Source organism: Clostridium sp. (assembly GCF_026168755.1).
Classification (GTDB): Bacteria; Bacillota; Clostridia; order Clostridiales; family Clostridiaceae; genus Clostridium.
The window spans coordinates 55,781-68,024 of the sequence record NZ_JAPFDR010000007.1 but is presented as its reverse complement, the minus strand read 5'-3'; the positions used below and the strand labels follow the sequence as shown (position 1 = coordinate 68,024).

The window sequence follows — 12,244 nt, the reverse complement described above, 5'->3', positions numbered from 1 at the left end:
AAGCTTGTCGCTTTATATTTAATTCAAATTACTAAACAGTAAACTTAGTAACTTGTCTTTCTGTTACTTGAGCTGAATACTTAGAAACTAGTCTTCCTTTGCTGTTTTCAAAAATGTTATTTTCAATTAAACTGTCCATTAAAGCTTTAGCCTCATCATTTGTTATTCCAGCTTTAACATCTGAAATAGATATATTAGCTTTTTCCCCTGTTTCAGTTAAAAATGTCATTGTTAATGTATATTCCATAATTCACACACCCCGCTTTTATTATTCTTGAATTTGAGATAATTCAGTTACATAGAAATTTCTAGTATTTGCACTAAGTAAATCTGCCACTAATGAAGCTACTGCTTGAACTTTTGCAAGTTCTGCATCTGCTACTAAGTTACCTATTTTCTTTTTTGTGTAGGTTGGATTACCATCCTTATCACTTCCTGATTGTACTTCAATTGATAGTACTGTGCTTTCTAAAGCCTTGTTTGCCATAATAAATTCCTCCATTTCACTTTTTATTGTAAGCTTTTTATTTATTTGCCTTACAATTAATACATATCCATTGAAATAGATTTTTTACATTTTTATTTGTTTATTTTTTTATAATTACAAAAAAGGCTGTTGCATTAAGAATAAATACTACAATATATTGTGTATAATTTTTTTAGTGCGACAGCCCAATAAATCATTTATTTATTTCTAATTTTATATTTCTATATAAAATTCCTTCATCAATTTCTATATTTCATATCCAATCTCTCTTTGCATTTTCACCCAAAAAGGATACTCCTCTTTATACCATTTATTTAATTCATATAAATACCTATCAGTATTTTCATTATCCTTAAATATAACCTTCTTATTCCTACTTATAATTTGTAATTGCATGTTCTTTGGTAATTCCTCTATATTAACTAAATCTATAGCTCTCCCTAGCTTTTCTTCTAAAATTCCTTCTATATAAAGTCTGTCTTCTAACTCAATGCTACCAAGTATTGCAATATCTATATCAGATTCCTCTGTAAATCTATTAGTTAAAAAGCTTCCGAAAATATAACAAGCATCAATATCATCCCTTGTGAAAGTTTCATGTATTACTTTTGTTATTTCATTATTATTCATCATATAAAGATAATAAATCCTTTCTATTATTTTTAATATTATCCTTAAGTCTTTCTTCCATAAATATCTTAAAGTTTTCTAAAACGCTTTTATTATTTTTATATAATTTTATTAATTCTTTTGTTGTAGGCTTCTTATATTGATGAGCAAATGTATTTCTAATATTTAATGTTTTATTATAAAACTCATAAAAATCCTCTGGAATTATTTTTAATTCAAATGCATTTAATATATAATCCCTTAACTTCTTATCTGTTACTGCTACTCCTACAGAACTCAATGAAAATGCTAAATAATCTTCAAAAATAGTATACATCTCTTTCATGTTATTTCTAAAAGAATTAGATACTTGCTTGTAGAACTTGTCATCTTCTTTTAATGTATCATATAAATAGTAATCTTCTTCTAAATCATTTAATATTTCAATATAATTATTTACTATATTCTGAAATCTCATTGAGTTAATACGTATCATCATTATAATCACTTCCTAGATTGATATATTTTCCTATATATCATTATTATATACCTTTTCTGAAATATATAAATAAAATTTATATATTTCAAAAAAGATAAAATATTGTAGGTATTGAAAATTAAAGTTACTTTATCTTATCAACATAGTATAATATAGATAAGATATTACCCTTGATAAGGAATTAATTTAACAAAAAACAGCGACAAACTCATATTCTCATATAAGCTTGTCGCTTGATTTATATATAAAGCTTGGCTTTAAAAATTAGTACTTTACATTTATGATAACTTTATCACCATAATGCTTACATTATTCCATTTTTATTAAACCATTTTTATTTTCACCTGATTCTGAAAATGTAATTAATATATAAGGTGTTTTATCTGACACTAAACTGATTTCCACGCCGTTTAAGTCAATAGCATAAATTTTTTTCAATAGTAATTTACGATAAGTATAATTAACTAACATTTGGCAAAACCCTTCGCCAAACAAATATATTTTTTTGCTTTAGAAAGCATTATTAAAATAATTATCTATTTTATCCCAACCTTGATTTACCATCACAAAGGGTAATGTTTCTAATTGATTTGTTGATTTATATGAAAATTCCTTTGAAAGGAAAAAAATTAGTTCTTTAAAATTATTAAAGCCTGCCCTTTTTGCTAATCGACTAATTGAAGACTGAGAGGTATAGTTGATTTGTGCAATAGTACGAATGTCAATTGAAGAGTAATGGTCATATAACTAAGAAAACATATTTAATGAAAGAGGGAGATTATGAAAAATTAAACTACATAGGTACTTGTCTCCATACTCTGGTACAAAGTCTGTTTATATACTTATTGTATTTGCAACAATTCTATTTGCAATAGGACTTACTTATGTTTGGCCAATAGTTAACTCAGTTGTTGAAGCAGTTGTAAAAACAACTACAACAGCAGGATCAGTAGGATTTTTCTTCTATGGATTCTTAAATCGTTTACTTTTACCATTAGGTTTACACCATTTCTTATGGATGCCAATTTTTTATACTCCACTTGGTGGTACTGCAGAAATTGCAGGTCAAGTATATAACGGTGCATTCAATATCTGGTTAGCAGAACTAGGAAATGTAAGTCAAATCACAACTATGCATCCATCTATAGGTTATTTATCAAACTTTGGTTCTATTTCTTTACCAATAGGTATTGCCTTTGCACTTTGGAAAACAGCACGTCCAGAAAATAGATAAACAAAGAGCTATTGATGAAAAAATTTGTTTAAATAATGGTGTTGTTGGTCAAGAAACTTGTGGATTAGGTGGATTCTCCTTTGCTATGAGAGTAATACCAGCTGTTCTAGAAATCATAAAAAAGGTAAAAGAAATTTGTCCTAAGGCTTGGATTTTAAACTATACAAATCCAGAGGCTATTTTATCAGAAGCAATTTATAGAGAGTTTCCTGAAGCTAATGTTTTATGCATTTGTGATATGCCGATTTCAATTGAAGGAGCCATTGCAAAGTACTTTAATAAGGAGCATCACGATTTAACATTTAAATACTTTGGACTAAATCATTTTGGTTGGTGGAGCAATGTCTATGATGAAAATGGGGTTGATTTGTTGCCACAATTACGTAAAGATGTTCTTTCTGGTAAAATTGATACACTTTTAATGTCAAATGATGAAACTGTGGGAGATCAGTATTGGGTGGATACTTATAAACAAATGATTAGCTTGTTTAAGCGTTTTCCAGAGTATTTCCCTAATTGCTACTTACAGTATTATTTAACTCCAGATGAAATGGTGGCTCATGATGATCCTTCCTTTACTCGTGGAGATTATGTAATGCAAGGTAGAGAAAAACGTATTTATGATGAATGTCGCCGAGTTATTGCAGAAGGATCTGCTAAAGATTCTTCACTACATGCAGGGGTTCATGGTAATTATATTGTCGATATTGCTTATGCGATTATTCATAATACTAGAGAGAGATTTATAGTTAATAAAAAGAATAATGGTGCAATATCTAACTTTGATCCAGAAGCAGTTGTTGAGACTCCAGCTTATATTGGTTCAATGGGAGCTGAAACTATCAATATTGGTGAAATACCAGCTTTCCAAAAGGGCTTGATGGAAATGCAAAAAGCATATGAAAAATTGACAGTTGACGCAGCATTGTCTGGCTCTTACCAAAAAGCTTTAGAAGCTGTGATGCTTAATAAAACAATCCCTAATTATACTGTTGGTAAAAAGGTGTTAGATGAATTATACGCAGCTAATAAAGGTTTATGGCCTGAATTAAAATAAGCTTTATTATAACAGGAGAAACATGGATCTACGCACTAAATAATTAGTGCGTAGATCCTTTTGTATTTAGAATAATAATGTAATAAGATTTTTCTTCTAAGAAACTCTTATTATATGCAGTGAATTAATACATATTTAATTTACTTTTGCATCTTTTAGGAATTTTTCAATTCCTACATCAGTTAATGGATGCAAACACATTTGCTTTAATACATTAAATGGAATAGTTGCAATATCAGCTTGAGCGGCTGCACACTTAGAAGCATGTATCGGATTTCTAATACTTGCAGAAATAATTTCAGTTTTAATACCTTGAATCTTAAATATGTTAGCAATTTCACTTATTAATTCAGTTCCATCCATTCCAACATCATCTAATCTTCCAACAAAAGGACTAACATAAGTAGCTCCAGCCTTTGCCGCCATTAAAGCTTGTTGAGATGAGAATATTAAAGTAACATTAGTTTTAATTCCTTTTGAACTTAAAATATTAACTGCCTTTAACCCTTCAATACACATAGGTATCTTAATAACAATATTCTCATGAATCTTTACTAATTCCAAGGCCTCTTCAACCATCTTTTCATGTTCTAAACTAATAACCTCAGCACTAATAGGACCATTAACAATTGAGCATATTTCATTAATTACTTCTGTTAAATCTCTACCCTCTTTTGCAATTAATGATGGATTAGTTGTAACTCCATCTAAAACTCCCCATGTTGCAGCTTCTCTAATTTCATCTACATTTGCCGTATCAATAAATATTTTCATATTACATCCCTCCAAACTTTTATTTATATAAAACTACTTAAGTATACTCATTGTTGTATTTTTAATATTTTCAACAGTTAATCCATGCTTTTCTAATAATGAATCAGGATTACCAGACTCACCAAATACATCATTAACACCAATTTTTTTAACTAATACAGGGTAATTACTACAAACTACAGATGAAACTCTATCTCCAAGTCCACCAATAACAGAGTGTTCTTCTACAGTTACTATACCTTTAGTTTCTTTTGCAGCCTTAATTATAATTTCTTCATCTATAGGCTTAATTGTAGATATATTGATAACTCTAGCATTAATACCTTCAGCCTTTAATTCTTCTGCTGCCTTTAAAGCTTTATGAACCATAATTCCTGTTGCTATAATAGTTACATCATTACCAGAAACTAATTCACTACCTTTTCCAATTTGGAAATCATAATTATTATCATATATATCATCTAGTGGTATTCTTCCTAATCTTATATAAACAGGTGAGTTAATATTTGCTGCTGCTCTAACACACTTGCAAGCTTCAATATCATCAGCAGGTGATAACACTATAATATTAGGAAGTGAACACATTAAAGCAATATCTTCTATAGCCTGATGAGAACCTCCATCTGGACCTACAGTTATTCCAGCATGAGTAGCTGCTATCTTTACATTAGCTTTTGGATAACAAACAGAATTTCTTATTATTTCAAATGCTCTACCAGCAGCAAAAACTGCAAATGTTGAAGCAAATGGTATCTTTCCTGTAGTTGATAAACCAGCTGCCATAGCAATCATATTTTGTTCTGCAATTCCTATATTAAAAAATCTATCAGGAAATTCCTTTGAGAAAAATTCTGATTTAGTAGCCTTTGATAAATCTCCCTCTAAAGCTACTATATTTTTATTTTCTTTTCCTAGTTCTACTAAAGTATGTCCATAAGAATCTCTTGTTGCTCTCTTCATTAATACTTCCCCCTATCGTACTATTTCTTCTATAGCCATTTCAGTTTGTTCTTTATTTGGTGCAACACCATGCCATGCCACATTATCTTCCATAAATGAAACACCTTTTCCCTTAATAGTATTTGCAATTATACATTTAGGTTTATCCTTAACTTCTTCTATTTCATTAAAAGCTCTATTTATATCATCAAAATCATGACCATCACATTGAACTACATGCCATCCAAAATCAGAAATTCTAGTTTCTAAATTATCTAAAGGCATTATATCTGAAACTCTTCCATCTAATTGGATGTTGTTTTTATCAACTATAGCAACTAAATTATCAAGCTTATATTTTGCTGCAGCCATCATAGCTTCCCAAACTATTCCCTCTTGAAGCTCTCCATCTCCTAATACAACATAAGTTTTAGAATTATAATTATTAAGTTTATTTCCTAAAGCAATACCACATGCATTTGAAAAACCTTGACCTAAAGATCCTGTACAAATATCTACACCTGGACACTTCTTTGCATCAGGATGCCCTTGAAGAATAGAACCAAGTTCTCTTAAATGATTTAATTCTTCTTTATCAAAGAAACCTTTTTCAGCAAGAGTAACATATAAAGCTGGAGCTGCATGTCCTTTACTTAATACAAATCTATCTCTCTCTTCATACTTAGGATTTGATACATCTATATTCATCTTTTCAAAATATAAATACGAAAGTATATCTATAATAGAAAGGGAACCGCCAGGATGTCCTGAACCTGCTTTATTTATTGTTTCTATTATGTCTTTTCTTAAATTCTTTGATATTTCAACTAATTTATCTTTATTCATTAATAAAATTCTCCTTTTCTATTTATATTTTTGTATAAAAATTGAGGAATCAATAAATTCCTCAATCTTAAATCTACACACTATTTAAACTGTTTCTGTATTTTTAACCTTAACTTCTTTATCCTTACTTACTAAGCTAATTACAACTAATACTGCAACTATAGCAACTAATGTTATAGTTAAGCCTGTACCACCAATATATTCTTGAACTTTTCCTAAGAAAATTCCTGATACAGCAAAATCCGCATCTGAGAATGTTGAATTTGCTATTCCTAAGTTTCCAAGTACAGGTAATAAACCTACTGGTAAGAATGATATTAATATACCGTTCACAAAAGATCCTAAAATAGCTCCTCTTCTACCACCTGTAGCATTTCCGAAAACTGCTGATGTAGCTCCACAGAAGAAGTGTGGTACAACCCCTGGTATTATTACAACTAATCCTAAAGCTCCTAAAGCTATCATAGATACTATTCCACCTAAGAATGAGAATATAAATCCAATTAATACTGCATTTTGAGCATATGGGAATACTATTGGGCAATCTAATGCTGGTTTTGAGTTAGGAACTAATTTGCTTGAAATTCCTTTAAATGCTGGAACTATTTCATTAAGTACTAATCTAACTCCATTTTGAATTAATATAAATCCTGCAGAGAATGTTAATGCTTGAATTAAAGAATATACTATATAGTTATCTCCACCTGATAATTCACTTTCAACAAATGTTGGCCCTGATACAATTGCAACTACTAAATATAAAACAACCATTGTAAGTGAAATAGATACAACTGAATCTCTTAAGAAACTTAAAGATTTTGGTACTTTCATTTCTTCAGTTGATTTTGAATTTTTACCTACAGCTTTTCCAATTAATGCTGATAAAGCATATCCTACACCTGAAAAATGTCCTAATGCAACAGAATCATTTTTTGTTATCTTCTTCATGAAAGGCTGTAATATTGCTGGAGATAGTACCATTATTAAACCTAATGCAATTGCACCTGTAAAAATTAATTGTACTCCTGCCATTCCTCCAGATGCTAATATAACTGCTATCATACAAGCTAGATATAATGTATGGTGCCCAGTTAAGAAAATATACTTAAATTTCGTGAATCTAGCTATAATAATATTGGCTATCATTCCAAATGCCATAATTAAAGCTGTTGCTGTTCCAAACTCATCAATAGCTAAAGCAACAACTGCTTCATTGTTTGGAATAACACCAGATATATTAAATGCATGTGAGAACATAGTTCCAAACGGTGTTAATGAACTTGTTATAACATTTGCAGCTGCACTAATAACTAAAAAACCAACCATCGCCTTTAATGTAGATTTAATAATTACATCTAAATCTTTTTTCTGAAGTAATAATCCAACTAAAACTATTATTCCAACCAAAATTGATGGTTGTGATACAAGATCAACCAATACTTTTAAAAAACCTGTCATTACTAATTCCTCCTGTATTTTTTATGAAACTTATCCAATAGAAATATATCTTTTATAATCCTAACTTTTCTTTTATCTTATTTTTTAATTCATCTCTATCTAATAATGAATCTAATACTATAAGCTCTGGTAAATGACTTGCACTATCAGCTAAATCTGCTCCTGTAACAAAAATATCTGCATCTGATGGTGTTACATCTGCTAAAGAAGTATGACTTGCTTCATATTCTCCTGATACACCTAATTCATTTAATACATCTGTTATATTCATTTCCACCATAAAGCTTGAACCTAACCCTGAACCACATACTGCCATTATTCTTTTCATTTTAAAATACCTCCATTAACTCTTTTTCATTATTTATTTTCATTAATTTATTAAATTTATTTTTATCCATACAAACTTCTGCAATTTTTCTTAATAACCCTAAATGTGAATCATTATCCCTTGCAGATAGTGTAAAAAACATACTTATTTGTTTCCCTAAAAAATCTACTGGCTTATTTAACTTTAATATACATAATCCTTCTTTTATAGCACCATCTTCTGGTCTGGCATGAGGCATACATACCCCATCAGCTATACAAAAATAAGGACCAAATTCATCTATTTTTTTTATTATTGAATCATAATATCTTTCCTCTATGATTCCTTCATTTTCTAAAGTATCACAAGATATTTTTATTGCCTCAGTGTAATCCTTGACCTCATCTATTATTTTTACAAACATTTTCCTCCCCCTACTTCTTATACTAGTTTTTTTATTTCTTCATATTTTGTTGCAGATTTAAATTTATCTACATTACTACCTTTCATCAGTATATTTACTAGTGAAACTAAGCTTTTACTTTCTTCTTTATTAGCTAAAACTACTATTGCTTTTATAGTTACTTTATTTTTAACTCCAAACTCTAATGGTTCTTTTAATGTTAATAAACTAACTCCATTATCTATAACATTTTCTGGCGGAGCATGTACAAATGCGATTTCCGGAATGAAAACCATGTAATTTCCTAATGTTTCTACAACTCTTATCATGTCTGAAATATAAGCTTGTTTTATTTTTTTAGATTTTACTAAAGGTTGAGATGCTACTTTTATAGCTTCTCTCCAATCATCTATAACTAAATTAAACTGAGCATATTTTTCAGGTATTATTCTTGCTATATCAGTTGTATCTTCACTTTTAACTTTCTCAATTAAATACTTACAATTCTTTTCATACCACTTATTATAAATTTCAGCTTTAATTCTCTCTAAATCTTCAATCTCTAATAATGGACTTACTTTTATAACTTTATATTCCTTTAGTTCTAATGGTACTGTAGTTACTACAAAGTCGATATCAGTATTATTTAAATAGTAATTAACATCTTTTAATCTACATATACCCTCAATAGTTACTTCTGGTATCATTAAATTTATTCTAGACTTTAATAAACTTGATGTTGCTAATCCTCCATTACATACAATTAAAATTTTAGAATTTAAATTACCTTTAACATACTTTTCAAATAAAGTTTCAAAATACATTGCCATATATGCTATTTCTGCATCTGGAAACTCCACTCCAATAACTTTCTTTTTATTATTTAATACCTTTTCTGTAACATTATATATGAAAGACATTTTATACTTAATCTCTTCTAACATAGGATTACTTATTATCAAATTATTTTTCAATCTATAGATTGCTACATTTAAGTGCATTGCCATTTGCATTAAAAATTCATTATCATTATCATTATCAACTTTAATATTAAGTATTTCGCATAGCTCTTCTACTATCTCATTAACAACAACATCTAATTCTTCTTTATTTTCAGTAATATACTTAGATCTTTTAGCTCCTTTAAATACTTTAAACAAATAAGATATTCTTTCATCATTAACTTTTACTAGTGAAAACTTTTCTATAATTTCTTTTAGAAAAACACTTTCTTTAGTTAATAAATTACTTTTATAATTTTCATCTTCACTCTTGGAATTTATACTTTTATACATAGTTAATAATAAAATTATTTCTAGCTCTTCATAAGCTTCTTCTGTATATTGAATATCATTATTTTCTTCAACAGCTTCTATAATGTTTCGTATTATGTTTTTATCTAAGCTGTTATTTTCATACAAAAGCTTGTATACTTCATATTCATATCTCTCTTCAAGCTTATGGAATAATACTAAGAAAGCATTTGCTACCTTTTCATAATTATTTTCTTTTGTAGTGATTCCATAATATGATTTTTTGGCAAGTTCAACATCTAAACTCTTTAATATTTCTTCAGATGCTTTCAAATCATTTACTAATGTATTTTTACTTACTTGGATATAATCTGATAATTTTTCAATAGTTGTACTATTTCTTATTAACAATATTATTGCTATCATAATAACTCTATCATCAGCTGTATATAACTTATTAGTACACTCTTTCAGTATATTGTTGATATTTTGATTTCTTTTTAAGTTAATCTTAACTCCTAATCTTGGCTTTCTTTCTAATTCAATATTATTTTTTTGTAAAAATGCTCCTATAGAATCTAAATCATTTCGTATTGTTCTTTCACTGACATCAAATGCTTTAGCTATATTTTCTATAGTTGTCCATTCTAGTTTATTTTCTAGAAAGTTAGTTATTTTTATTTGTCTTTTAGTAAGAATTATCAACCCTTTACCTCCTTAGCTACCTTACAATATTATTGTATTCGTTTTCTTAACTTTAAACTATACCAATTGTTTTCCTTAATTGTGGCAACTTTTATTTATGGTAATTATACATCGAAATACCTATTTAATACTAATTTCACTTATTTTCTACAATATATTTTATTAATGATATAAAAATAGTAACTAGCTTATAAAATTTATATATTTCAGAAAAGATAAAATATTTGGGGTATTAAAAATTAAAGTTACTTTATCTTATCAACATAGTATAATATAAATAAGATATTGCGGTTAATAAGGAGTTGATTTAGATTGACTAAATTTATAGAATTACCTAAATTACCTAAAAATGAAGAAATAAAAGATGTATTTGATGCATGGATGGAATTTATAGAAAATCCAATAAGTAATAAACTTGAAAAAGCTGAAATGACTATACAAGAAATCAGAGAGGCAAAAAGTGAATTACTAAGATTAAGTGCTAATGATAAAGAAAGAATGAAATATGAAGATAGAAGGGCTGCGTTATTAGATAAAGTAAGCGCTCTTGAAAATGCTGAAGAAAAGGGAATAGAAATTGGAAATGAAATTGGGAAAAAGGAGGGAGAGAAAAATAAAGCTATAGAAGTAGCTAAAAATTCTTTGAAAGCGGGACTTGATATAAATACTATTAGTAGTATTACAGGATTAGAAAAAATTGAGATAGAAAAATTATTATAGATGAAATGGGGCCCTGTAAAAAACTTTGTGTAAACTAAATAAAATTTAGATTTTGAAAATTGCTCATTATTTACAAGAGTTTACACAGATTATTTTACACTCTAGTAATAAACAAATCTATCTACTCTCCCGACTTGAAGTTAGTTTCACTTATTATCTTTGACTTTTATCACTATACTTTATTCCTTTACTCTTATCTTTATTTAAATATTCAGGTAAAGATGTACTATTAGTATATATATCCTCTATTTCCCCATCACTAGATTATACTTTCAGTTTCTGATCTAAGTACAACATCTAATGCCCTTATATCATATATTCCTGGTATCAATTCTACAGTATTATTAAATTCAATATTTTCATCATTCATTTTTAAAATACAACTGGAAATTTACTGGATCCGTCGGATTTTTAATGAACTTCATAACTTTCTCTAAAATTTATACAATCTAAAGCTTTAATTGTATGAAAACTTATTTGATGAGTAGGATATTTAAATTTCATTAACTCGAAAAACTTCTCCTTATTCATTTGCCCATGTGTATATGCTTCAATATAGTCATAGATAGTATCATCTGCCATAGGACCTATAACCACATCGTATTCATGAGTACTTCCACTACGACATTTAACTACAAACTCAAGCCATTCATCAGTATAATCTTCAAACCTTTTAATATTTAAAGAATCAATATCCTTAACTTCATAAACATTTACTATTGAAGTATTAAACTTTTCTGCCCATCTTTCTGCTTGCTCCTTTATTTTAGTGCAATAAAACCCCCAAGAAAAATCTTTTGTAAATCTATGTTTTCGGATTTCAGGAAATTCTATCTCCATATAACTTCCATGATATATAATTTCTGAACTCTTTACCATAGTTAACTCCTCCAACTTCTATCATATATAAGTTTTTTATAAACCTATATATATTATATAACCTAAATATTTAT

Annotated in this window: 15 protein-coding genes; 3 read left to right on the top strand and 12 right to left on the bottom strand. The window is 28.3% G+C overall.

Going from position 1 to position 12,244, the window contains the following annotated elements:
• Window positions 1-31: 31 nt before the first annotated feature.
• From Q0Y03_RS04620 to Q0Y03_RS04605, 4 genes are all read right to left on the bottom strand, one after another.
• Window positions 32-247: a DUF2922 domain-containing protein gene (locus Q0Y03_RS04620; protein ID WP_297712657.1), complete on the bottom strand. Its 216-nt coding sequence runs from the start codon at window positions 245-247 to the stop codon at window positions 32-34.
• A 21-nt stretch (window positions 248-268) separates the two neighbouring features.
• Complete coding sequence (locus Q0Y03_RS04615) at window positions 269-487, bottom strand: DUF1659 domain-containing protein (protein WP_297712656.1); 219 nt, start codon at window positions 485-487, stop codon at window positions 269-271.
• A 246-nt stretch (window positions 488-733) separates the two neighbouring features.
• Window positions 734-1,120 (bottom strand): nucleotidyltransferase domain-containing protein, encoded by a 387-nt coding sequence (locus Q0Y03_RS04610; RefSeq protein ID WP_297712655.1) that lies wholly within the window; start codon window positions 1,118-1,120, stop codon window positions 734-736.
• Window positions 1,110-1,595 (bottom strand): hypothetical protein, encoded by a 486-nt coding sequence (locus tag Q0Y03_RS04605; RefSeq protein WP_297712654.1) that lies wholly within the window; start codon window positions 1,593-1,595, stop codon window positions 1,110-1,112. The genes Q0Y03_RS04610 and Q0Y03_RS04605 overlap by 11 nt, the downstream gene beginning before the upstream one ends.
• 805 nt (window positions 1,596-2,400) lie before the next feature.
• Here Q0Y03_RS04605 and Q0Y03_RS04600 point away from each other — a divergent pair.
• Both Q0Y03_RS04600 and Q0Y03_RS04595 read left to right on the top strand, forming a co-directional pair.
• Entirely contained in the window at window positions 2,401-2,829 is a 429-nt protein-coding gene (locus tag Q0Y03_RS04600; protein ID WP_297712653.1) for a PTS transporter subunit EIIC, read from the top strand.
• Window positions 2,792-3,886, top strand: coding sequence for a 6-phospho-alpha-glucosidase (locus Q0Y03_RS04595; RefSeq protein WP_297712652.1), 1,095 nt, complete (start codon window positions 2,792-2,794; stop codon window positions 3,884-3,886). The genes Q0Y03_RS04600 and Q0Y03_RS04595 overlap by 38 nt, the downstream gene beginning before the upstream one ends.
• A 135-nt stretch (window positions 3,887-4,021) precedes the next feature.
• Here Q0Y03_RS04595 and fsa read toward each other — a convergent pair whose 3' ends face one another.
• The 7 genes from fsa to Q0Y03_RS04560 all read right to left on the bottom strand — a co-directional run bounded on the left by fsa (window position 4,022) and on the right by Q0Y03_RS04560 (window position 10,571).
• Complete coding sequence (gene fsa / locus Q0Y03_RS04590) at window positions 4,022-4,660, bottom strand: fructose-6-phosphate aldolase (protein ID WP_297712651.1); 639 nt, start codon at window positions 4,658-4,660, stop codon at window positions 4,022-4,024.
• Between the two features lie 33 nt (window positions 4,661-4,693).
• Window positions 4,694-5,620: a transketolase family protein gene (locus Q0Y03_RS04585; protein ID WP_297712650.1), complete on the bottom strand. Its 927-nt coding sequence runs from the start codon at window positions 5,618-5,620 to the stop codon at window positions 4,694-4,696.
• A 12-nt stretch (window positions 5,621-5,632) separates the two neighbouring features.
• Window positions 5,633-6,445 (bottom strand): transketolase, encoded by an 813-nt coding sequence (locus Q0Y03_RS04580; protein WP_297712649.1) that lies wholly within the window; start codon window positions 6,443-6,445, stop codon window positions 5,633-5,635.
• 84 nt (window positions 6,446-6,529) lie between these two features.
• Window positions 6,530-7,903 carry a PTS ascorbate transporter subunit IIC gene (locus Q0Y03_RS04575; RefSeq protein ID WP_297712648.1) on the bottom strand — a complete coding sequence of 458 codons (1,374 nt, stop codon included), beginning with the start codon at window positions 7,901-7,903 and terminating at the stop codon, window positions 6,530-6,532.
• A 52-nt stretch (window positions 7,904-7,955) separates the two neighbouring features.
• Window positions 7,956-8,231: a PTS sugar transporter subunit IIB gene (locus Q0Y03_RS04570; RefSeq protein ID WP_294129555.1), complete on the bottom strand. Its 276-nt coding sequence runs from the start codon at window positions 8,229-8,231 to the stop codon at window positions 7,956-7,958.
• A 1-nt stretch (window position 8,232) separates the two neighbouring features.
• Window positions 8,233-8,634 carry a PTS sugar transporter subunit IIA gene (locus tag Q0Y03_RS04565; RefSeq protein WP_133015221.1) on the bottom strand — a complete coding sequence of 134 codons (402 nt, stop codon included), beginning with the start codon at window positions 8,632-8,634 and terminating at the stop codon, window positions 8,233-8,235.
• A gap of 17 nt (window positions 8,635-8,651) precedes the next feature.
• Window positions 8,652-10,571 (bottom strand): PTS sugar transporter subunit IIA, encoded by a 1,920-nt coding sequence (locus tag Q0Y03_RS04560; protein ID WP_297712647.1) that lies wholly within the window; start codon window positions 10,569-10,571, stop codon window positions 8,652-8,654.
• Between the two features lie 312 nt (window positions 10,572-10,883).
• On the opposite strand from Q0Y03_RS04560, the gene Q0Y03_RS04555 reads away from it, so the two are divergent.
• The gene (locus Q0Y03_RS04555; RefSeq protein WP_297712646.1) at window positions 10,884-11,291 is read left to right on the top strand and encodes an Rpn family recombination-promoting nuclease/putative transposase; all 408 of its coding nucleotides are present in this window, start codon (window positions 10,884-10,886) and stop codon (window positions 11,289-11,291) included.
• A gap of 411 nt (window positions 11,292-11,702) precedes the next feature.
• Here the strand turns inward: Q0Y03_RS04555 and Q0Y03_RS04550 are convergent, their stop codons facing one another.
• Window positions 11,703-12,170, bottom strand: a complete 468-nt coding sequence (locus Q0Y03_RS04550; RefSeq protein ID WP_297712645.1) for a DUF3990 domain-containing protein — start codon at window positions 12,168-12,170, stop codon at window positions 11,703-11,705.
• Window positions 12,171-12,244 lie beyond the last annotated feature (74 nt).